This window comes from Flammeovirga aprica JL-4 (assembly GCF_012844305.1).
GTDB lineage: Bacteria > Bacteroidota > Bacteroidia > Cytophagales > Flammeovirgaceae > Flammeovirga > Flammeovirga aprica.
This window is the reverse complement of sequence record NZ_JABANE010000008.1, coordinates 13,123-35,596: the sequence shown is the minus strand read 5'-3', so window position 1 is coordinate 35,596 and position 22,474 is coordinate 13,123. Positions and strand designations below refer to the sequence as shown.

At 34.5% G+C, this 22,474-nt stretch carries 17 protein-coding genes; 9 read left to right on the top strand and 8 right to left on the bottom strand.

What is annotated here, in order from left to right; translation table 11 throughout:
- The first annotated feature begins 204 nt into the window (after positions 1–204).
- From HHU12_RS04180 to HHU12_RS04170, 3 genes are all read left to right on the top strand, one after another.
- Positions 205–1,590, top strand: a complete 1,386-nt coding sequence (locus HHU12_RS04180; protein WP_169655302.1) for a COG3014 family protein — start codon at positions 205–207, stop codon at positions 1,588–1,590.
- Between the two features lie 174 nt (positions 1,591–1,764).
- Positions 1,765–3,222: a sodium:solute symporter gene (locus HHU12_RS04175; protein ID WP_169655300.1), complete on the top strand. Its 1,458-nt coding sequence runs from the start codon at positions 1,765–1,767 to the stop codon at positions 3,220–3,222.
- 238 nt (positions 3,223–3,460) lie between these two features.
- The gene (locus HHU12_RS04170) at positions 3,461–3,967 is read left to right on the top strand and encodes a hypothetical protein (protein WP_169655298.1); all 507 of its coding nucleotides are present in this window, start codon (positions 3,461–3,463) and stop codon (positions 3,965–3,967) included.
- Positions 3,968–4,042: 75 nt separating this feature from the next.
- Here HHU12_RS04170 and HHU12_RS04165 read toward each other — a convergent pair whose 3' ends face one another.
- A complete protein-coding gene (locus HHU12_RS04165; protein ID WP_169655296.1) occupies positions 4,043–4,417 on the bottom strand; it encodes a hypothetical protein in 375 nt (124 codons plus the stop codon).
- A gap of 66 nt (positions 4,418–4,483) precedes the next feature.
- Complete coding sequence (recO, locus tag HHU12_RS04160; protein ID WP_169655294.1) at positions 4,484–5,179, bottom strand: DNA repair protein RecO; 696 nt, start codon at positions 5,177–5,179, stop codon at positions 4,484–4,486.
- A gap of 102 nt (positions 5,180–5,281) precedes the next feature.
- Here recO and dnaG point away from each other — a divergent pair, with 102 nt between their 5' ends.
- The 6 genes from dnaG to HHU12_RS04130 all read left to right on the top strand — a co-directional run bounded on the left by dnaG (position 5,282) and on the right by HHU12_RS04130 (position 13,729).
- Positions 5,282–7,378 carry a DNA primase gene (gene dnaG / locus HHU12_RS04155; protein WP_169655292.1) on the top strand — a complete coding sequence of 699 codons (2,097 nt, stop codon included), beginning with the start codon at positions 5,282–5,284 and terminating at the stop codon, positions 7,376–7,378.
- Positions 7,379–7,524: 146 nt separating this feature from the next.
- Positions 7,525–8,430, top strand: coding sequence for a sulfate adenylyltransferase subunit CysD (gene cysD / locus HHU12_RS04150; RefSeq protein WP_169655290.1), 906 nt, complete (start codon positions 7,525–7,527; stop codon positions 8,428–8,430).
- Positions 8,431–8,451: 21 nt separating this feature from the next.
- A complete protein-coding gene (gene cysN / locus HHU12_RS04145; protein ID WP_317170448.1) occupies positions 8,452–9,702 on the top strand; it encodes a sulfate adenylyltransferase subunit CysN in 1,251 nt (416 codons plus the stop codon).
- 228 nt (positions 9,703–9,930) lie between these two features.
- The gene (locus tag HHU12_RS04140; RefSeq protein ID WP_169655288.1) at positions 9,931–10,668 is read left to right on the top strand and encodes a hypothetical protein; all 738 of its coding nucleotides are present in this window, start codon (positions 9,931–9,933) and stop codon (positions 10,666–10,668) included.
- Positions 10,669–10,884: 216 nt separating this feature from the next.
- Positions 10,885–12,639, top strand: coding sequence for a hypothetical protein (locus tag HHU12_RS04135; protein ID WP_169655287.1), 1,755 nt, complete (start codon positions 10,885–10,887; stop codon positions 12,637–12,639).
- Between the two features lie 265 nt (positions 12,640–12,904).
- Positions 12,905–13,729 carry a hypothetical protein gene (locus HHU12_RS04130; protein WP_169655285.1) on the top strand — a complete coding sequence of 275 codons (825 nt, stop codon included), beginning with the start codon at positions 12,905–12,907 and terminating at the stop codon, positions 13,727–13,729.
- Between the two features lie 84 nt (positions 13,730–13,813).
- Here HHU12_RS04130 and tyrS read toward each other — a convergent pair whose 3' ends face one another.
- From tyrS to HHU12_RS04100, 6 genes are all read right to left on the bottom strand, one after another.
- Positions 13,814–15,115, bottom strand: coding sequence for a tyrosine--tRNA ligase (gene tyrS / locus HHU12_RS04125; protein WP_169655283.1), 1,302 nt, complete (start codon positions 15,113–15,115; stop codon positions 13,814–13,816).
- Positions 15,116–15,182: 67 nt separating this feature from the next.
- Entirely contained in the window at positions 15,183–17,342 is a 2,160-nt protein-coding gene (locus HHU12_RS04120; protein WP_169655281.1) for a LysM peptidoglycan-binding domain-containing protein, read from the bottom strand.
- A 587-nt stretch (positions 17,343–17,929) separates the two neighbouring features.
- The gene (gene gatA / locus HHU12_RS04115) at positions 17,930–19,354 is read right to left on the bottom strand and encodes an Asp-tRNA(Asn)/Glu-tRNA(Gln) amidotransferase subunit GatA (protein ID WP_169655279.1); all 1,425 of its coding nucleotides are present in this window, start codon (positions 19,352–19,354) and stop codon (positions 17,930–17,932) included.
- 186 nt (positions 19,355–19,540) lie between these two features.
- A complete protein-coding gene (locus tag HHU12_RS04110) occupies positions 19,541–19,756 on the bottom strand; it encodes a Sec-independent protein translocase subunit TatA/TatB (RefSeq protein WP_169655277.1) in 216 nt (71 codons plus the stop codon).
- 382 nt (positions 19,757–20,138) lie between these two features.
- Positions 20,139–20,600, bottom strand: a complete 462-nt coding sequence (locus HHU12_RS04105) for a hypothetical protein (protein ID WP_169655275.1) — start codon at positions 20,598–20,600, stop codon at positions 20,139–20,141.
- A gap of 26 nt (positions 20,601–20,626) precedes the next feature.
- Positions 20,627–22,231, bottom strand: a complete 1,605-nt coding sequence (locus tag HHU12_RS04100; protein ID WP_169655273.1) for a hypothetical protein — start codon at positions 22,229–22,231, stop codon at positions 20,627–20,629.
- Positions 22,232–22,474: the final 243 nt, after the last annotated feature.

Genomic DNA, 22,474 nt, shown 5'->3' with positions numbered 1-22,474 from the left:
TCCCTAATAAATATGCATTAGGGAGGTTCTTTTATTTTATTGCCTCACTTTAAAAAGTGCATATCAACTATTGTACAATTAAAATCGTAAGTTTTGAATTTTAATTGTTCGAAAGTTTAAGTGAAAAATAAATCCCAATGCTAGGTTTTAAACTAGCTTATTAATTACGCATCTTACTCTATAATATTCAATTCACTCTCAAGTATGAATTACCGAATATACCTCTGTACTGTACTCGTTTTTATTGTTTATGCTTGTGCTCCTACTTTTTACGAAAAAACGTATGAATTCAACAAAGCACTAGCAGAAGGCAATTATGATCAAGCGGCAGTGATGATGGAAGCCAGTGATAAAATGGCAACTGGAAGACTAGAATTCTTGTATTACGTAAACTCTGGAATGGTGGCTTCACTTCAGGAAAAGTTTGATCACAGTAATCAAATGTTCCAGAAAGCTGATATTTTCATTGAAGATCATAAAAAAAGTGTGCTGGAAGAAGGAGGTGCATTACTCCTCAATCCTAACCTTTCAACTTATGGAGGGGAAGATCATGAGAAGTTGATGGTAAACTATTTCAAAGCGCTCAACTATTTAGAATTAAAAAAATACAATGAAGCCATTGTTGAATGTAAACGTATGAACCTTGCACTCAACAGGCTCAGTGAAAAGTACTCTTCTGAAAAGAAATACAAAAGAGATGCTTTTATTCATGTCATGATGGGTATTATTTATGAAGCGAATAAAGACCCGAACAATGCGTTTATTGCTTATAGAAATGCATTGGAAATTTATCAGAACGATTATGCACGCTTGTTTAAAATGAAAGTTCCAGAGCAATTGAAATATGATATTGTAAGAACTGCTCAAGAAACAGGCCTGTGGGATGATGCTAAAAAATATGCTTCTGAATTCGGTATTGAATTACAAAAAGAGGATGATTATGCTTCTCTTGTTTTGCTTTGGAACAATGGTATGTCGCCTGTAAAAGCAGAATGGGGCCTTAATTTTGCCATTATTGAAGGTAGCAATGGATGGGTGACATTCGTAAACAAAGAGTATGGTTTGAGCTTCCCTTATTATGCGGGAAATGATCAGCTTTCAGTGACCTGGATCCGTGCTGTTTTCCCTAAATACGTAGAAAGAAAGAGTTTCTATACTAAAGCAACACTTTCTGATGGAAGTAGTCAGTATGCGTTCTCATTTGCACAAGATATCAATGCTATTTCTTTTAAAGTACTGGAGGAGAGAATGCTATTAGAATTTAGTAAAACGTTATTGCGTGTAGCTTTAAAACAAAGTGTTGCGGCAAGAGTTTCACAAGAAAATGAAGGGTGGGGTACGGCTTTAAGTATTTTGGGTTCAGCTACAGAATCTGCAGACACACGCTCTTGGCAGTCACTTCCTAAAGATATTTTATATACAAGAGTACCTCTGAAAGAAGGACAAAAAACAATAGATATTGAGTTGACAAATATCAAAGGCGGTAAAGAAAAAAGAACTCTAGAGCTTCCTCAATTCCGCAAAGGAGAAAAACTTGTGTTACCTTATTATACACTAGCTTCTTTTGATGCTGCAGCTCATAACTTCTAAATCACGGTAAATCTTTATCATAACAATAGCCTTTGTAATCAATTGAATTGCAAAGGCTATTTTTTTTGATAATTTTTTCTTATTTCGCATTCGAGATAATTTTTAAAAAGGAAGTCATACATCTAAAACGCATGCCTTGCCTGCCATTTATTACAAGCCAATCCATTTTTTAATATGAGCATTTCAGCCAATCAGAGTTTATTGATTTTTGTTTCCTATATATTGTTACTGTTTGCTATCTCCTATTGGACCAGCAAAAACAGTTCGGCATTATCGTTTTTCAACGGAAATAAAAACTCTCCATGGTACGCTGTGATGTACGGTATGATTGGTACTACTTTGTCAGGGATCACATTTATTTCACTGCCTGGCATGGTCAAAGGAGCTTCTTTCAGTTATCTGCAAATGAGTTTGGGTTATATTTTAGGTTATATTGGTGTGGCTTACATTCTAATGCCCATTTACTATAAAAACAATCTCATTTCTATCTATGGCTTTTTAGACAAACGTTTAGGTACAGGCGCTTACAAAACAGGTGCATCCTTCTTTATTCTATCAAGAGGACTTCAAGCTGCAGGTAAACTATTTATTATGGCCACTGTACTGCAAACTTTTATTTATAGCCCTCTTGGTATTCCATATACCGTCAATGCCTTTATCCTTCTACTAATTATCACACTCTACACTCTAAAAGGCGGTATTAAAACAGTAGTATGGACGGATACTCTTCAAACTACTTTTATGATTGGAGCGGGAATTCTAACGCTGTATTTAATTGCAGATCAAATGAATATGTCATTGCCTGATATCTACCAAAAAGCAGTAGAAGAAACCAATTATACACAGGCGTTTTTCTGGGATGTAAAAGCACCAAATTACTTCTGGAAACAGTTTATCACAGGTGCATTTATTGTGATTGTAATGACTGGGCTGGATCAGGATATGATGCAAAAAAACCTAACGATCAAAACGCTAAAAGCTGCTCAGAAAAACATGGTACTTTTTAGTGTTATCTTGTTTGGCACTATTGCCCTGTTTTTAGTTTTAGGTGTTTTCATCTATCAATATGCCGATTTCTTATCACTAGAATTACCTAAAAAATCGGATCAGTTATTTCCTATTATAGCACAGCAGAAATTAGGACTTTTCGGAGCTTGCATCTTTTTATTAGGCGTAACTGCAGCTGCTTTTTCAAGTGCCGATTCAGCCATCACATCACTGACTACAAGTTTTTGTATTGACTTTTTACAGATAGAAAAATCAGAAAAAAGTGATGAAGAAAAATCTAAAATCAGAAAGATAACACATATAACGTTTGCCTTTATCCTATTCTTGTTAGTCGTACTTTTTAATAGTATTAATAATACAAACGCTTTAGATACCATCTTAAAATTGGCCTCATACACTTATGGACCCCTATTAGGTTTATTCGCTTTTGCAATTTTAATGAAAGGAGAAAAGAAGCCAAGATTTGTCATGCTTATTTGTATTATATCACCTGTGATCTGTTATTTCCTACAAGCCAATTCAGTTGCATTATTCAATGGCTACAAGTTTGGTTACGAGCTATTATTATTGAATGGTATCTTCACATTTTCAGGACTTTGGGGCAGTTCATTTCTCAAAAAATAATAAACAAAACCAAGGATAACATATATTTAGTGAAAGTAGTTTAAAAGAAGGTTAGAAGATCAGCTGCAAAATCATATTTCACGTTTTGAAAAATATCAGGTCAACTAAATAACAACAAAAAGTACAATTGATTCTTTTATTACGAATTGTACTCAAAACACAAATGATCTGATAAGCATCCACAAGTGCTTCAATACAAGAACTATTAAATTTTGTTTTCTTCTAACTCTCAATGAACATGAAGTCAATAACATTTCTTGCCACTACTTTTATTACAGGAATTCTATCATACAATTCCATATTTATGAATCCTGATCTTGGTCAATTTCAAGACCCGATTGAGAATTCTATAAATGATGTCGCTTATGTTGATATTGCGGCACGACCTAGGCTTCAAGGAGTCAATATCAACTTGTCTGAGACCGTTATTGGTGCTCAGGGAGAATTTGATAATCTTTACCTTAGAGTACAAAGTGACGATTATCTTAAGGTTTTAGATATAAAGTGTAATGACAAAGTAGTAAGAGCCGCGTTTGACGGTGAAACTTCTGAGAATATCAGTCTTATTGGTTTATATTTTCCTATTGATCATAAAAAATCAGTTATACTTAATCTAAAAAAGATCATCAACTCTCAGTTAGTTGAAAAAGGTGATTATACCATTGAAATCTTAATGAGCAATCAGAATGATGCTGATGGAAATCCTTTAATTGAAAATAAAAAGATTCATGTCAAAGTAGTTTAATATTTTTGATATGAAAACGAAAAAAGCACTTGCCAAAATTAATTGACAAGTGCTTTTTTTTATGAGCTATTCGCTCTATTTTATATTTTCCATTGGTGTACTTAATGCCGGATTATTCTGCAATGCGTTCACCACTTTTTTGTATTCTTTATTTGGCTTTTTAGAACCGCACAATACTTTCACTTCTACTCCCTCTGCATTATTTTCAGTTATAATTACTGTTTTCTCGGCAGTATAAATTGCTTTATTGTCATCTGAATATGAAAGTCTGAATTTTACATTCGTATTCACTTCCAATTTTTGAATCATACTTGGCACCTCAGTCATTGTTGGTGCATTATCCAATACATAAACATTTTTTCCTTTGTCTAATGTCGATGCATTGATTGATAATGTAGATAAGCTGATTACTACAAAAGTAATGATGGCTTTGATTGTGGGCTTTTTCATAGTATTAATATTTTTTTTATTAGTTATTAATACGTTGTTACCTCCATGACAATCAGCTCCTTTTAGTTAATGCTTTTTAAAGGGATTGCCAACATTTCTTAATACCTCCAACGTCTTCATTTTCCCAAAACTCTGAATTTGAAGCTCATAAAAAGATAAAATCTTATCCATTACTATTCGTCGGGTGTGCAAATTAAAAGAAGGAGCTTCATGGTAATCTTTTTCTATCAACTGATCAATAACTTGAACTAATGCAGGATCCACATGTGCCGTAACTTCCGTCTCTTCCAAAAGCATTTTTCCATCATGAATCCCTATTCCTAAGAAGTGACTCATTCTGATCATAAACTGAAGCGTAAAGCAATTAAAATTTTCATTCATGGCATCTAAGCTCAATAAACTTTCAGTTAGAAACTGAAAAAGTTCTGGGTTTCCGATTTCATCATCCTTTAATACTTTCTCTAAAAATTCAGTCAGAAAAGTAAGAATCATACTCTTTTTCGGTTGGATTCTGAAAGACAATAACGGATAATCTACCCTCACCTCTTTGATCATCTGAAGGTTTTTATTCGGCTGTTCGTACACCTGCAATTCCAGAAGATTCAATGGCTGATAAAAAGAAGCCTTATTACTTTTTTTACTAAATGCTCCTTTGATAATATAATCCCTCCGTCCAAACCGCTCTGTATAGATATGGACAATAAGGGAAGATTCTTGAAATCTTACGCTACTTAATGTTAATGCTTTTGTCTGTTCAATCATCTTCTCTTCATTATGGATAGCGAAGTTAACTTAAACTCTTAACTTTGTGGTTTAATAGTAAATACTAAAATACTTTTTTTAATCGAAAAGTAGTCAAAATATATGATCCCTCAGGAAACCGTAGATGAAATAAAAAGAACCTTAGACATTGTTGAGGTTGTGGAAGACTTTGTCACCCTAAAGAAAAAGGGTAAATCTTGGATTGGGTTATGCCCTTTCCACGTTGACAATACGCCTTCTATGTACGTGACTCCTAGCATGAACTTGTACAAATGTTTTTCATGCGGTGCTTCTGGTGATGCTATTAAGTTTGTGCAAGAAAAAGAAGGGCTGAATTATGTTGAAGCCTTAAAATACCTTGCCAACAAATATGGGATCAAAATAGAGGAGAAAAAGAGATCGCCCGAGGAAGAAGAAAAACATAAAAGAAGGGAGAGTATTTTCCTGACTATGAACTATGCAAAAGAGTTTTACATGCGTGTCATGCAAACTTCTGATGAAGGAAAATCTTTAGGTCTTGGCTATTTCAAAAATAGAGGTTTTACAGGAGATACTATCAATAAGTTTGATCTTGGGTATAGTTTAGATTCTTGGGACGCTTTAGAAAAAAGTGCCTTAGAAAAAGGCTATACTGAAGAAGCCCTTGAACTGGCCGGTCTCCGTTCTGCTAATGATAAAGGAAAAAAATACGACCGTTTCAGAGGCAGAGTCATGTTTCCTATTCATGACCTTTCGGGAAGGGTAATCGCTTTTGGTGCCCGTACCTTGAAAAAAGACGGCAAACCAAAATACCTCAACTCTCCTGAAACAGAAATTTACCATAAAAGTGATGCTTTATATGGTATTTACTATGCTAAAGATGCACTGAGAGTCAAAGACAGATGTTACCTAGTAGAAGGGTATACAGATGTGATTTCTCTACATCAATCAGGTATTGAAAACGTAGTAGCTTCTTCTGGTACGGCGTTAACAGAAGGGCAGATCAAACAGATCAAACGTTTTACAAATAACGTTACTGCACTTTTTGATGGTGACGCAGCTGGACTTAAAGCGGCGATTAGAGGTGTGGATATGCTTTTGGAACAAGGCCTGAATGTACGTGTAGTTCGTCTGCCTGAAGGAGAAGATCCTGATAGCTATTGTTCAAAATTAGGTAGTGATAAGTTTGCTCAGTTTTTAAAGGATGAAGAAACTGATTTTATTCTTTTTGCAGCAAAATTATATAATGAAGAGGCCAAAAATGACCCTCTAAATAAAGCAGAAAAAGTAAGAGAGGTGTTGAAGAGTATCGTGAAAATTCCTGATACTATTCAACAAGAAATCTTTATCAAAGAGTGTGCTTCTGTTTTTGATATTTCTATTGACGGTTTGATCAAGGAACTCAATGCATTAAAGCAGAGAGAAATTGAGAGAATTGAGAAAGAAAAAAATAGAGCTAGAAGATCTTATGAAAATCCAAGTGGAGGTTCTGTAGGCAGTGGTTTTGTAAGTGCTCCACCAAATGATTTGCCTCCTCCCCCCCCAGAATTTTATACAGATGATCCCAATTTTCATGACGCCCCTCCTCCAATAGAAGAAATCAATGGACTTCCTCCTCTAGGTGAGCCAATTCCTGTTGAAAAGGAACCACAACCCACTTCTACTCCTGAAAAAAGACTTGCAAAACTTGGTATTCATGAAGAAGAGTTTGTGAGAATTCTAGTGTTGTTCGGAGCAGAATATGTAGATGAAAATGTAGGGTACATTTATGAATATCTCTTTGATGAATTAGGAGAAATGATGCTTGAAAATGAATTTTGCCAGCAAATCTTAGTCGATTATAAAAATGAAACGGCTATGGGTGAAATTCCTTCTTTCCATTACTTCACTGAAAAATACAGCAGTGACATGGACAGAAAAAGACTGCAACAAATCCTAAAAGTAGAAAATGAGAAAACGCCTAGTGAGGAGTGGTTCAAAAGGCATAGAATCGTTATTCCTAAAAAGGATGAAAATATAGGTAAGCTCGCCTACTCTACGCTTTTACATTACAAACTCACTTATATCGGTGATTTAATAGAACAATGTAATGGGAGTTTATTAACAGCAGAAAAAGAGGCGAATGATGAAAAATTGATGGAAGCATTTCAGTTACTTTCCTTACTGAACCAACAGAGAAGTGAAATCGCACAAATTCTTGGTATTACAATAAAAGTCTAAGGTTATGTGCATTATAACATCTTTTTACCCTGATTTTTTCATTTCCAAATAATAACATTTTATCTTTGGGGCTTGTGCGTAGATATACTGTTGCTTGCATTATATCTTTATAACTTTGATACAAATATATTACATACATAGATCCGATGAGTAATTATCAACTTTCACACTTGGATGAGTTAGAAGCTGAAGCAATTTACGTATTACGTGAAGTGTTTTCGCAGTTTCAAAATCCAGCATTGCTTTTTTCAGGCGGTAAAGACTCTATTACTGTTGCTCACTTAGCAAAGAAAGCATTTTATCCTGCTAAAATTCCTTTTACTTTTTTACACGTTGATACTGGGCACAACTTCCCTGAAACGATCAAGTTCCGTGATGACTTAATCGAAGACTTAGGAGTTCGTTTAGCAGTAGGTTCTGTACAGGACGCTATCGATGACGGTAGAGTAATGGAAGAAACTGGTGCTAACGCAAGTAGAAATAAATTACAGATTACAGCTTTATTAGATACAATCGAAGACGAAAACTTTGATGTAGCAATTGGTGGTGGTCGTCGTGACGAAGAAAAAGCAAGAGCAAAAGAACGTTTCTTCTCTCATCGTGATGAATTTGGTCAATGGGATCCAAAACACCAACGTCCTGAATTATGGAACTTATTCAATGGAAAATACAACCCAGGTGAACACTTCAGAGCGTTCCCTATTTCCAACTGGACAGAGTTTGATGTTTGGCAATATATCATGAGAGAGAATATTGAAATTCCTTCTTTATACCTAGCTCATGAAAGAGATGTAATTTGGAGAGATAACACTTGGTTACCAATGTCAGAACACATCGTATTACGTGACGGTGAAAAAGTGGAGAAGAAAAAAATCCGCTTTAGAACATTAGGTGACATCACTATTACGGGTGGTATTGAGTCAGACGCTGACACGATTGAGAAAGTAGTAGATGAAGTTTCCGCTATGCGTCAAACTGAGCGTGGTAACCGTTCAGATGATAAGCGTTCTGAAACTTCAATGGAAGACCGTAAAAAAGAAGGTTATTTCTAAACATTAAGCCAAAACATCAAAGTGGAAATATTAAGATTTACAACAGCAGGTTCAGTTGATGACGGAAAAAGTACGTTAATTGGACGTTTATTATATGATTCAAAATCAATTTTTGAAGATCAATTAGATCAGGTTTCTGAAACATCTAAAAGAAAAGGTTTAGAGCATGTTGACCTTTCTTTATTGACGGATGGTTTGAGAGCTGAAAGAGAGCAAGGCATTACAATTGATGTTGCTTACAGGTATTTTGCAACACCAAAGCGTAAGTTTATCATTGCTGATACTCCTGGTCATATTCAATACACAAGAAATATGGTAACGGGTGCTTCTACTGCCAACCTTGCATTAATTTTGATTGATGCTCGTAAAGGATTAGTAGAGCAAACACACCGTCACGCTATCATTGCTTCTCTTCTTCAAATTCCTCACATGATTGTTTGTGTGAACAAAATGGACCTTGTGGACTATGATGAGGCTATCTTTGAAAAAATTCAAGAAGAGTTTAAAGAGTTTGCGGCAAAACTAAACCTTAAGGATATTCGTTTTGTGCCAATTTCAGCATTGAAAGGTGATAACGTTGTAAACAGATCGGAACAAACGCCTTGGTATAGCGGTGAAACTTTATTGCATACTTTAGAAAACATCTACATCAGCAGTGATAATAACTACATTGATCCTCGTTTTGCGGTTCAAACTATTATCCGTCCTCACTCTGACAAATTCCATGATTTCAGAGGTTACGCAGGCCGTATCAGCTCAGGTGTATTCAGAAAAGGTGATGATATTGTAGCTTTACCTTCAGGTTTCACTTCAAAAGTAAAGAACATCTTCAACGGAATGGAAGAGGTAGAAGAGGCTTTCCCTCCTCAATCTGTAACCATCACTTTAGAAGATGATATTGATATTTCAAGAGGTGATATGTTGGTTCGTCCAAACAATCAGCCAGAGCAAACACAAGATTTAGATGTGATGCTTTGCTGGATGGATGATCAACCTCCAAGACCGAGAGCAAAATATATCTTAAGACATACTACCAATGAGGCAAGATGTATGATCAAGGATATCAAGTACAAGATGAACATCAATACCTTAAGCCGTATTGAAGGGGATAAATCTTTACACATGAATGATATCGCTAGAGTACAACTTAGAACGACAAAGCCAATTCTTTGGGACCCTTATAAATCCAACAGAATTACTGGTTCATTGATTCTTGTAGATGAAGCAACAAACAACACTGTTGCAGCAGGTATGATCAGAAGAAAGAAATAATCTTTTTTATAAATGGAAGATGTTTGTTAGATACAGACACCTTCATTCCTTAGAAAAGCCTTTGCTCATAATGAGTGAAGGCTTTTTGCATTTTATCAAGAAATGCATTTGACAATAACCTCAAACATCTCTTTTCATATAACTAAAGTTACAATTAATGCGTATTTTATAATACAACCATAGAAGGCATACTTCACTGCTATTCACACATTTACTACATAAAACACTATGAAAACGACTAAAGTGGCTCTTATTGTTCCATTGTTTGACACAATTCCTGTTTACTTTGATTTATTTTTGAATCAGTTATCCTACCAAAGAAATATTGACATCCTAATTTTAAGCAATTTAAATCTTACTCACTACCAATTCCTGCCTCACATAGAAATCAATACAATTGAAAAACCAAAAGACTTTGAAGACTATATTAAGAAGGACCTAGAATGGTTTACATCTACAAGAACATATTGGAGTATTGGAAACGTAAATTTTCTATATGGTAATCTCTATAAATTTATTCATCAGCTAACTAAAAACAATCCTGTTCAATTTACCTTATCAGGTATCAATAGTGATATGACTTTTTATAGAAGTATAACTGCCGAAAGTGAAGAGGAAATCGCCCTTGAAAATATGGAACTGGAACTTTCTGCGGACAATATTATTTCTTTCAATCAAGGTAGAATCTTCAATTACTTCAACCGTAAAAGCTTTGCCTTTATGAATATTGAAAGGGCAATTCAGAATAATCTGTTTACTATTCCTAAATGGGAAGAAACACCTAATAAATTTTACCTTTCAAAATCAGGTTTTTATAATGAAAAAGAATTTAGAAACTATAACCGACTTCATTTTCAGCAAAAAATTAAAGCAAGAGGCTTGAGATATTTTATTTCGATCAGACACTTTATCAAAAAACAGGTAGATGATGTGGAAGTTATTTCGCAGGAAAATCATCATGCTTAATTCTTATAATAAATTATTTTCAGCAACTTCATATGATTTAGTTTACAAAAGAAAACCTTTGGAACTTGAACTAATTTATTGGCATACTTTATGAATTTCATTCATCTTGTTAATAAAAAGCATATATAAGGAGTATTAAATTATAAACGAACCTTATTTGTTAACATTTTTTATCTATTTTTACGAAGCGTAAATTGGTCATCAAGTTCCATTACAATGAATAAAAAAACTACATTAAGCTACCTGTTTTTTTTCATCTTATTTCTAGAATCTCTACAGGTATTTGCTCAATCTTCTAATGTTCCATACGATCCCGAGTACTATCATCTTATCGATAGGTATGAAATCAAACAGAAGAATTTCGGAAAGATTTTCTCAGCGATAAAACCATATAACAGACAAGAAATTGCTTCTTTTGTTGAAGGTTTTGATTCTACATACAACGGTACGTTATCTGAAGCTGATAAGTATAATTTAGCCTATCTAGCACTAGACAACTGGGAACATATGTCAGACTCTACTATTGCTGACGTAAAAAAGCCCTTCATAAAATATTTATACAGAAGTAAAATTGATTTACTTAACGTCCATCAAAATGATTTTGATGTGCATGTCAACCCTGTTTTATTGGTTAGTGCAGGAGATGATAATCTTAATGCTTCCCGTCCTTATGTAAACCAAAGAGGTGTGGTAATTAGAGGTTCAATTGCCAATAAAGTTGGTTTTTACCTTCAAGCATCCGACAATCAAGAACGTTTACCTTTTTATGGTCAGCAATATTCTGCATCGCATAATGGTACTTTCCCTGGTCAGCAATGGAGTAAAAGTGAAGGAGATGTTGGAGACTATTTTAATGCTCAAGGATATATCACTTTCCAATTATTAAAAGATTATATCGGTACTGAATTTGGTCGTGGTAGAAACTTTGTAGGTAATGGCTACCGTTCATTGATTTTATCAGATTTTGCCAATGATTACACTTATCTGAAATTGAATACTAGAGTTTGGCATTTAGAGTATACAAATACTTTTGCTCAGATGAACGCTAGCAATGTCAATCCTTCTGGTGCTTCACTACCTAAAAAGTATATGGCAATGCACCACTTAGGATGGAACATCACAAAAAACTTGAATATTGGTCTTTTCGAACAGGTAATTTTCAGTAGAGCAGATTCTATCGGTAATAACTCTTTTGATATTTCATATATGAATCCAATTATTTTCTACCGTTCATTGGAACATGGTTTAGGAGATGTTGATAATATTCAATTGGGGATGGATTTGAAGTGGAACCTATGGAACAAAGTGCAATTATATGGTCAATTGGTAGTTGATGATATGAGTGTAGCTAACTTTGGAAAAGGATTCTATGGTAATAAATTCGCTTATCAGTTAGGGGCTAAATACATTGATGCATTTGGATTATCAAACCTAGACCTTCAAGGTGAAGTCAATGTCGTTGATCCTTATACTTACTCTCATAAAAATACTACAGGTTCAACGTCCTTATTGAATGGAAATGGACACCTTTATACCAATACCGCTCATTATTACCAAGAGTTGACACACCCTAATGGAGCCAACTTCTATGAACTTATTGGTATTATCAGATATAGACCTCATTTCTTCCCTAAAATTTCAGCAGTAATTAAAGGGATGTATAGAGAGCAAGGTATGAACGAAGTAGATGGTGATGGAAATATAATTAATCATGGATCAAATATCTTTTTGGATTACAATACTGCTCCGGGTGCTCCTGATGCTTTTGATGTAAAATTACTTCAAGGTACTAAAGTAAGAACTATGTATGTGGATGCAACCCTTACTTATTCTCCTTTCCACAATATCTTTGTCGATTTAAGAGGTGTATTTAGAAATACTTCAAGTGATGACGCAAAGTATACTCAAAACGAAAATTACTTAAGTGCGGCAGTAAGATGGAATATTGGTCAAAGACTTTATGACTTCTAAATCCATTGATAAGAGCATGTTTGGAACATCTCTAACACAATGTAATATTTTATCAAAATAGTAATATTTGAACGAGGAATGACTCAAAATCATTCCTCTTTTTTATCTCCAACTTTTACCCAAAAAGCAGAATTTCCACTCTTTGAATTGCATTTTCTTGATATATTAATAAAATATTACATGAAAACCCCTTAATGTGAACTCAATGTTAACTTAATATTACAAGATTACGTATATTGTAGTAACAAAAAAATGTTACTAATCCATGAAATTCATCAAAAGCATATATCACCTACTATTTACTATCATCGTTTCGGTGACAGTAAACGTATATGCTCAAGAGGAAAGCCTAACATTATCAAAACATCAATCACATTCCATGCTTGAATATTATGCCTTAAATCATTCAGAGCAGGCATGGGAAAAAGATCCATTTTATCTTTATTTTTCACCACAGGAAAATATTTCTGGAGAGGAGTTCAACGCTTTAAAAAGTGAAGTGAACAACTGGGTGAATAAATGGAAAGCCCTTGAGCAGAAAAACAACCAATCAATCACCAAAAAAATATTTACAAAAACACGCCAAAAATTCTTGAAAGGCTACAAGGAATGTAGCACATTTTCAGACCTTTTAGAGAAAGGGAAATATGATTGTCTCAGTGCTACTTTATTGTATGCACATATTTTTCAAGAATTAGGTTATGAATATTCAATCCATCAAAACAACAGTCATGTTTATCTTATCGTAGAAGACCCTCGTTTAGGAAAAACGCTAATTGAATCTACAGATATTTATGGCTATGTGATTGGAGAACAAAATATTGAGAAACGTATCAAAGGATATGAGAAGAGATTAGAAACTTCTCTTTTATACAGCAGGTACGGAATGAATTTAACGGAGACGTTAAGCATTAAAGATATTGCCGGACTACAGTACTATAACTTAGCTGTAGCTTCTTATAGAGCAAATGACTTATATGAAGCAAAATTATCACTGTATAAGGCATCTATCATTACGGATTCGCCTAGAGTAGAATATTTTAATTTCTACTTGGAAGAAAGCAACAACCTAATTAGTGCAATGCGCTAGTCATAAAAATAGTTAGTTTTTAAAATGAAAATACCCTTCCGCTTTTTAAGTGAAAGGGTATTTTTTATATCTAAAGGAAATCAATTAAACCACTTTAATCAAGCAGTAGTTTTTCTTTCCTTTTTGTGCTAAAATGTATTTTCCTTGAAGCAACTCTACGTCTTTTGGAAGTTCACTTCCTTGTAGTTTCGCTTTGTTGATAGAAATACCTCCACCTTTAATCATTCTTTTTGCTTCACCTTTAGAAGAGAATAATTGGTTATCAGTACCAGTTGATACTAAATCAGCCATTTCAGCCATTCCCTCTAAATCCGCTTTAGAAACCTCTGACTGCATTACGCCTTCGAATACTTGTAATAAAGTACGTTCGTCTAAAGATTTCAACTGATCCGTTACGTTCTTTCCGAATAAGATATTAGAAGCTGCAATTGCTGTATCTAATTCGTCTTGACCGTGCACTGCACGCGTTACTTCTTCTGCCAAACGCTTCTGAAGAATACGTGTATGAGGTGCCTCATCATGATCAGCGATTAATTGATCAATTTCTTCTTTTCCGATGAATGTAAAGATTTTGATGTACTTTTTCGCATCATCATCTGCTACGTTCAACCAGAATTGGTAGAATTGGTAAGGAGAAGTTTTCTCAGGATCTAACCAAACTGCACCGCTTTCCGTCTTACCGAATTTAGTACCGTCAGCTTTTGTGATCAAAGGACAAGTTGCCGCATATGCAGTACCTTGTGCCTTACGACGAACTAGTTCCGTACCCGTCACAATATTACCCCACTGATCTGAACCACCAAATTGTAGTTTACAGTTCTTTGTTTTGTATAAATGGTAGAAATCCCAACCTTGTAATAATTGGTAAGTAAATTCAGTAAAAGAGATACCTGTACCTGAAGCCAAACGCTTCTTTACAGAATCTTTTGCCATCATATAATTTACTGTAAGGTGCTTTCCTGCTTCACGAGCGAAATCGATGAAACTGAAATCCTTAAACCAATCATAGTTATTTAAGATCTCTGCTGAGTTTTCACCACAATCAAAGTCCAAGAACTTTTCCAATTGTGCTTTCATTCCATTGATGTTCTTCTGGATCGTTTCGTCATCCAAAAGTGATCTTTCAGCATCTTTAAATGAAGGGTCGCCAATCATACCTGTTGCTCCACCTACAATCGCCAACGGCTTGTGACCGGCTTTCTGTAAATGTCTTAATAACATTACAGATACCATGTGACCAATATGCAATGAATCTGCTGTCGGATCAAAACCAACGTAAGCAGTTGTCATTTCTTTGTTCAATTGATCTTCTGTACCTGGCATCATGTCGTGCAGCATTCCTCTCCACTGCAACTCTTCAATAAGGTTTGTTTTTATATCTGCCATTTCTAATGTATTTCTAATTTGAATGCGCAATTTAACAGTAAAAGATCAAATGACCATTTAATGTTACCTAAGATTTTATTTTTAAGCGCTGTCCTACCTTCAATTTGTTGCTTTTCATGTTGTTTAAGCGCTTGATTTCTGATACGCTAACCCCATTATCCTGTGCAATTTGCCATAAGGTATCGCCATTTTTCACAGTGTAATAACCACTTTCTGAAGATGAGGTTGTCTGGGTTGTTTTACCTTCATTCAAAACGCTGGCCGGCGATGGAGGAATCGTCAATCTTTGTCCTACATTAATAGACGAACCTGACATGTTATTCACCCTCTTGATATCTTTTACGTAAACCCTGTAACTTTTTGCAATTTCAGTAAGGCTGTCACCACTTTTTACAGTATGGTATCTTGTATTAGCAGATGGACCGTAGCCATTGTTGCTTTTTGAGGAAGAAGTATTTTTTACGGTTGAGTTGGAAGTTGTGGTCGATGATGTTGTATACACCTTCAGCTTTTGTCCTTTATAAATTGTAGAACCTCTCATGCCGTTCCATGATCTTAACTTTGATGCTGAAGTATTGTATTTTTCTGCAATACCTCCCAAAGTCTCACCACTTCTTACTGTGTGATAAACTAATGTGCCATTCGATGAAGTCACAGCAGGCTTTGAAGCGGTTTTGGTTACTGCAGTTGTAGATGGAGCTGACGCTTCTGGTGCTTCGTATTTGCCTTGCTTGATTAATAACTTCTGGCCTACATTAATTCTTGTTCCCTTCAGATTATTCAGTTTTTGAATATCTGCTACATATACTCTATATTTTTTGGCAATCACACCCAACGTCTCACCACTCCTTACAGTATGATAAATACTCGCTCCACTTGTTTTCTTTGGTGTAGAAGTAGTTGTTTTTTTAGCGGATGATGTAGATTTTTTCGAAGGACCAGGACTGTAAGCATTACCATAAATTTTTAGTTTTTGCCCAGGGTAAATCGTATTTCCCCTTATGTTATTCCAAGCTCTTAAATTTGAAGTTTTCACTCTATGACGGCTCGCAATTAACCCTAACGATTCTCCTCTTCTTACATAATGATAGTAATACCCATCACCTATATTCGCTCCTTCACCTGTATATTTTACATTGGCTAAAATCTCTTCTTGATTTTCTAAGTAATACTCAAAACGAGCTTCTGGAATTCTGATTCTGAAGTTCTTTACATAATTTGGAGCGAAGCCAAAACGTAAAGATGCATTCATTAACTGAAGATCTTCACGGCAGACGTTCAATTCATCAGCCAATTTCCCCAGATCGATAGACTGACTGACAAAAATATCTTCCGCAGGAATCTCGTACATCGGTAAATCCTGAATCAAGTTATGCTCTTCTGCGTAAGTCAATACATAAGCCATTGCTACGTATTGTGGTAAATACGATCTTGTTTCTCTTGGCAGTTTTCTATAAATATCCCAGAATTTCTTCTTTCCAGATCTTCTTTGTGCTTTTCTAATATTACCAGGACCACAGTTATAAGCGGCAATTGCCAATTCCCAGTCACCATGATAATTGTATAAGAATTTAAGATATTTTGCAGCTGCTCTTGTCGCTTTTTCCGGATCCATTCTATCATCAATCTGATAAGTCTGTTTCAATCCATAAGCTCTACCCGTACGAGGCATGAACTGCCAAAGTCCTTTTGCTCCTACTCTAGATAATGCAACCGGCTTTAACGCGGATTCAATTACCGCCAAATATTTTAATTCCGTTGGAACGCCTTCTTCTTCAAAAATACGCTCGAACATGGGGAAGTACATTTGCTTTCTCTGAATAATCGAAAGTGTATAATCTCTTCTCCTTACAGAAAAATAATCAATAAAAAGCCTTACTCTATCATGATACGTCAGAGGAATTTCCATTTGCATTTCACTCAATCGCTCCCTCACCAAACTGTCTGAAACATTGGGTACATAGTCATAAGTTTGATCAGAGATATCCACTAAAATGGCTTCAGTAGTATCAAATTCATCAAAGTTTTCAAACCATGGTGCATAAGGTGCTGCTTCCACAATTTCTAATGTATCAGAGGGCATCAAGTATCCTTCAGGGAGTGCCACTGTATACAAACTATCCTTCCAAGTAGGCAACACATTGCCCTCATCTTGTGCAGATGCAATTGTAAATGATAAAGAAAATATGAATGCAAATGTATATTTAAAAATGCGTCTTAAAAGCATCACTTTGTTACGTAAGTATTAGGATTTAATAATGAAATGAGATGATTATAAGCTTCACTTACTATCTAGGTTACTAAAACGAATCTTCCCTATTTTCTGATGAACAAATATAATCTATTAGGGGGCAAAAGAATAATCTATTAAGAGTTTTATACCAATTATAAAATAGAATGTCTCATAACCCCATCTTTATCATTTCAAGCTACTCTCTTCTTCATTTTTTCCATTGATGAAAAAACGAAGCAAAAAAATCTAGGCTGTGAACGCAAAAGCTAAATTTTATTCCATAAGCCTAAAATCTTCAAAACTCGATCAAAACTACAGCGTTTTGAAATGCTCAAACAAACGAAGATTTTTTAACGGCTTATTACACAAAATTCTTAACGCTTTTCCATTCAATGCCATTTGGGGCGTCCTACAAGTAAACATCTACTCTACAAGAAAATAAAGAAGCATTTACATGTTACATTTATTCACAAGTTTGGTATTACTTTTCGTACTAAAGTATTGATAAAAAAAATCCAAACACACTTTTCAATAAAGCATGTTTGGATTTTTATTTAGTCACCGAAGTAACTTTCTATTGATTAAAGCTCTTGCAAATAATGCGAGAACTGAAGCATTTTTTCTTCTTCAAAACGATTGGCCATTACCTGTAAACCAATTGTTAAACCGTCTTTATCTTCTCCATTTGGAATTGAAATCGCCGGCAACCCTGCCAATGAGGCGTGAACTGTATATAAATCTCCTAAATACAATTCCAATAGGTTGTTTTCACCGTATTTGCCAATTTCAAATGATGGAGCGGATGTTGTTGGCATTAAGATAAAGTCATACTCTGAAAGGATTTTCTCCGTTGTTTCCTTGATCAAGCGTCTTACTTTTTGAGCTTTTGAGAAATAAGCATCATAGTAACTTGCAGAAAGCACAAACGTACCCAACATGATTCTTCTCTTCACCTCATCACCGAACCCTTCTGAGCGTGATTTTTTATATAAACCTTCCAGGTCCACTTTATCCTCTGTTCTATAACCGTAACGAACGCCATCAAAACGCTCTAAGTTTGTGCTTGCTTCGGCTGTAGTCAGGATATAATACGTTGGAAGAAGGTAGTCTAATAATGGAAATTCGATTGCTTCAACTTCATGACCTTCTGCTCTTAATTTTTCAATTTTCGCAAAAGTTTTTTCAGAAATATCTTTATTTAAATGCTCACTTTCTACCGTTTCTTTGATGTAAGCAATTTTTAATTTCTTCGTCGGTTTTTCTTCTACCGAAGTGCTGTATGAAGGTACAGGCTCTTGTGAAACCGTAGCATCTTGATCGTCTTCACCTGCAATGATTTCTAACACCAATGAAGCATCAGGAACATTGTTAGCGATTACACCAATCGTATCAAAAGAAGAAGCATAAGCAATAAGCCCCCATCTTGAAATACGTGAGTAAGTGGGTTTTAAACCAACTGTACCTGTAAATGCTGCAGGCTGACGAACTGAACCACCCGTATCTGACCCTAAAGAAACCAAACAGTGATCATCAGAAACGGCCACAGCGGATGCTCCCGAAGATCCACCCGGTACTCTTGTTTCGTCAATGTTGTTCTTTACAGGACCGAACGCCGAGTTTTCATTTGATGATCCCATTGCAAACTCATCACAGCTTTGTCTACCGATGATGACAGCGTCTTCTGCTAATAATCGCTCAGTTGCAGTTGCAGAAAAAGGAGAAACGTAACCATCCAGCATATTAGAAGAGGCTTGAAGACCGTGATCTTTATAAGCAATTACGTCTTTCAGACCAACTACCATACCTGCCAATCTTCCTGCATTCCCGTCTTTGATTTTCTGATCTACTTTAGCCGCCTGTTGAAGCGCTTCTTCATTATACACCTCATTCCAAACGTTAAGGTGTTTCTTCTCTTCAATTCTTGCTAAATAATCTTCTACCAAAGCCACACAAGTCGTTTTTCCTTCGCTGAGTGCTTTCTTTATATCATCAAATGCTTTATACATAAGCTTGTGTTCGTTTTATTAGATCGCTTTTGAATACACCAAAGCTTTTAGTTTACCCTGAAAAACTTCACAAAAAAAGAGAAGTTTATCCTTTCTAATGACAAAGATAAACTTCTCTCGGTTATTACGAAATATTTAACGAAAAATAGATTTCATTAAAAATATATCAAGATATATGACAATTGGTTATTTTTCTTCCTTCTTGTCTTCTTCTTTAATGCCTTTTTCAATCTCATCTGAGATTTGGTTCTTAGCTTCTTTGAACTCTCTGATACCACCACCAATACCGCGAGCTAACTCAGGGATCTTTTTAGCACCAAAAAGTAACAGAATAACCAAACCGATGATTACCCACTCGAAACCACCTGGCATACCGAATAATAAAACTGAAATCAATTCCATGATCGTATTTATTTTGTTTGTTACGTATACTTTGCAAAGATACGATAACTATATTCAAATATCAATTAAAGTTCTTCAACTTCTTTCTACTGCATTTCATATAAACGAGAATAGAACCCTTTGTGTTTCAGTGTTTTTTTCAAAAAGCAAGTAAATATATCTTATCTATGCATTCTCTTTATACCGAGCATAGATTCTAATATTTTATCAGTGTCAGATTTTCTTATTTGATAAGAATAAGGTATATGTAAAAATAGCCCTTACTCTAAAAATAGAATAAGGGCTATTAGAATTAACTATCTTTTATTTTTCAAAATATGTAATTTCAATATCGTATGTTAATAGAATATTTATTCTTTAATAATTAAGGCTTCATTTTAGATTAATCAGATAACCCTAATTTTGCTGAATCAATGATATAATAATAACTGTACACATTTTCAGAAGATGGTTCTATTTTTATACTCTCATACGCTGAAAATTCATTGTAAATAGATGTTTCCCAGTTAAGGTCCTGATCCTTTATATTTTGAATATATTTCCTTTGAACTTCACCATTTAACAAAATAGCAATAGAGTCACTATCATAAGGAAAACTTTGACCATTATTGTTTCGATCTAAACTAAAAAAGGTTGATTCCAACTCAGCTGGATAAGCAATTCTTACCCAAAAATCAGAAGTATCATTAGGTTCTAACTCAATAGAAGTCTTTAAACTTTGACCATAAATCTCCACAATCAACTCACTATCAATCCCATTGACAATTTGATATTGGGAAATACTTCCTGTTCCTTCGTTACAATGATCACATTCACTTTTACATTTATTAAAAAGTAGAATCATTAGAATACTTATTGAAAGTAATTTCATTAGTCTATTGGTACTAGGTTATTATTATAAGAATCTATTAAATCTTGAAGATTTCCTTCGGAAGGGTTAGAGTAAAAATTAAATAAATTATCTCTTAAACCTTGTAAAGTTGAAATACTCCTTAATGCATTTTGCATTTGCGGTATAGTATAACCATTCACTCTATCTATAGGAACATCAGGTGTCGTATTATTGTTACTTTGATCATTTGTATCAACAAGGTCAAAAAATAAAGAAGTATATTTCCCTTCTCTACCACCTACTACATTAAATGAATTATTCATTTGAGTAAAAGTTAAATTTTGAGAAATATCTCCATTGAAATTCGGAAACCATTGCCTAGTCAAATGATGTTCAATAAGTAAGGCCCAGCTTTCTTTGAGTATTTCATCTTGTAAATCACTTCTATCGTTACAAAAAGCATTATCACTCCAAAAACAACGACCATCTAACGCATAATGACTAGCATGACCTAACTCATGATATGTAGTACTAATAATTGACTCTGCAGTTCTATGATTTCCATCATTTTGTTTCATATACATTTTTATCTGATTTGCTAAAAACCAATATCGGCCTGTATTATGTGTACCTCTCCCACTTTCATCATGAATTCTAATCCTCATATTATTTCTTGGTTTTTGAAAACCTAATCTATTACCATGATAAAATTCATATGCTGAAACAAATATAGCAGCTGCCATTTCATCAATATTACTCACTCTAAAATTATTGTCAGTAAGATCATAAGTATGAATTATATTATCACTTCGAGTACTAGAGAGCATATCATGCTTATGAGTAAATAATAATCCTCCTTTAACTAATCTAAAATACCTTGATCCCCAAAAAGAAGGATTTCTATTTCTAAAATGAGTTGTGTATGTAACTTTTGATGCAAATCTACTATATGAAGAGAAATCACCATTCTCATTAGTGTAAGCGACAATAGATTTTAAACCTCTATGAATAACTACTTTTAAACCTTTAACGGGAACAGTTCTTGTATTATTACCATTGTTATATCGAAATTGAACTCTTCCATTAGGAGTCCAACCTTTACTAAAAATGCATCCCCAACACCAATTCAATGGATTTGCCTTTTTTGCATAAACGGGTGTTACAAAAATACTGCCTAGAGTATTTCGTACAGACTTTAATGATTCAAAGAATTGCTCATACACTGATTGTTCTTTCCTCGAACTTGAAGTAGATTCACCTTCAAGTAAATTAATAAATTCATTAGCTTCTTCTTCACTTAAATGACCTGCTAAATACATCGAATAAAGCTCGACACCCATCATCATACCATAATATTCTGAAGAGTCAGATAATACTCTCTCTGAAGAGAACTCTTCATTTGGATTATTTTTTGGATATTCTGGAAGAAATACTTCTCCGATAATCTCATGATCTACAGGAGGTAATTCAAAATCAATAGGAACTACACCATATAACCAATGGAAGCCTTCTTCATTAACTGGCTCTGGATCAAAAGTACCTTCTTGCTTAATTGGCAAATCCAATGGATAATCAAAAAGAGCAAGGTTTTCATAAGACACTAAAGTATCATACTGTAAACTATCTGAAGGTAAAAAACGCACATACTTATTATTTGGAGAAAAATCCAAATCAATTGTTTCTGTCGAAACTCTGGCATTTGGATAAGTTTGATAAAGTTTTGATTTAAGTGAATCAAATGCTAATTACATCTTTTCTGGAAGATAAGGATTATAACCACTTTCATCAAATTCCATAACCTGATTATCTGGAATAAAATTATTCACTCGGTTTTCTCTTTCAGTACACGATACTACCAAGAAAAGAGTTATGACGAAAAAAAATAG

Excerpts from the sequence above, each read along its gene's own strand:
- HHU12_RS04180 (WP_169655302.1), top strand. The coding sequence starts at position 205 with ATGAATTACCGAATATACCTCTGTACTGTACTCGTTTTTATTGTTTAT.
- HHU12_RS04175 (WP_169655300.1), top strand. The coding sequence starts at position 1,765 with ATGAGCATTTCAGCCAATCAGAGTTTATTGATTTTTGTTTCCTATATA.
- HHU12_RS04170 (WP_169655298.1), top strand. The coding sequence starts at position 3,461 with ATGAAGTCAATAACATTTCTTGCCACTACTTTTATTACAGGAATTCTA.
- HHU12_RS04165 (WP_169655296.1), bottom strand. The coding sequence starts at position 4,417 with ATGAAAAAGCCCACAATCAAAGCCATCATTACTTTTGTAGTAATCAGC.
- recO (WP_169655294.1), bottom strand. The coding sequence starts at position 5,179 with ATGATTGAACAGACAAAAGCATTAACATTAAGTAGCGTAAGATTTCAA.
- dnaG (WP_169655292.1), top strand. The coding sequence starts at position 5,282 with ATGATCCCTCAGGAAACCGTAGATGAAATAAAAAGAACCTTAGACATT.
- cysD (WP_169655290.1), top strand. The coding sequence starts at position 7,525 with ATGAGTAATTATCAACTTTCACACTTGGATGAGTTAGAAGCTGAAGCA.
- HHU12_RS04140 (WP_169655288.1), top strand. The coding sequence starts at position 9,931 with ATGAAAACGACTAAAGTGGCTCTTATTGTTCCATTGTTTGACACAATT.
- HHU12_RS04135 (WP_169655287.1), top strand. The coding sequence starts at position 10,885 with ATGAATAAAAAAACTACATTAAGCTACCTGTTTTTTTTCATCTTATTT.
- HHU12_RS04130 (WP_169655285.1), top strand. The coding sequence starts at position 12,905 with ATGAAATTCATCAAAAGCATATATCACCTACTATTTACTATCATCGTT.
- tyrS (WP_169655283.1), bottom strand. The coding sequence starts at position 15,115 with ATGGCAGATATAAAAACAAACCTTATTGAAGAGTTGCAGTGGAGAGGA.
- HHU12_RS04120 (WP_169655281.1), bottom strand. The coding sequence starts at position 17,342 with ATGCTTTTAAGACGCATTTTTAAATATACATTTGCATTCATATTTTCT.
- gatA (WP_169655279.1), bottom strand. The coding sequence starts at position 19,354 with ATGTATAAAGCATTTGATGATATAAAGAAAGCACTCAGCGAAGGAAAA.
- HHU12_RS04110 (WP_169655277.1), bottom strand. The coding sequence starts at position 19,756 with ATGGAATTGATTTCAGTTTTATTATTCGGTATGCCAGGTGGTTTCGAG.
- HHU12_RS04105 (WP_169655275.1), bottom strand. The coding sequence starts at position 20,600 with ATGATTCTACTTTTTAATAAATGTAAAAGTGAATGTGATCATTGTAAC.